General features: G+C 65.6%; 1 protein-coding gene. It reads left to right on the top strand.

The window, feature by feature from the left end; genetic code table 11:
• On the top strand, positions 1-317 hold a 317-nt coding region (locus ACLJNW_RS24075), incomplete at both ends, for a phosphotransferase family protein (RefSeq protein ID WP_410961200.1).

Below are 317 nucleotides of genomic sequence, written 5' to 3' on the forward strand. Positions count from 1 at the left end.
GACCCGCAGCCTGTGCAAGAGCTTCATCGACAAGTTCGTCGAACTGCACAACGTCGACTACGCCGCCTGCGGACTGGCCGACCTGGGCCGCCCGGACGGCTACGTGCAGCGCCAGATCGCCGGCTGGACCGACCGCTACGAGAAGGCCCTGACCCCCGACGCGCCGCTCTGGGAACCGGTCAAGGCCTGGCTCAAGGACAAGCAGCCGGCCGATCACCACAAGCCGGGCATCGTGCACAACGACTACCGCTTCGACAACGTGATCCTCGACCCGGAAAACCCGATGCAGATCATCGGCGTGCTGGACTGGGAACTGG

Source organism: Salmonella sp. SAL4457 (assembly GCF_046548235.1).
In the GTDB taxonomy this organism is placed as follows: domain Bacteria; phylum Pseudomonadota; class Gammaproteobacteria; order Enterobacterales; family Enterobacteriaceae; genus Salmonella; species Salmonella enterica.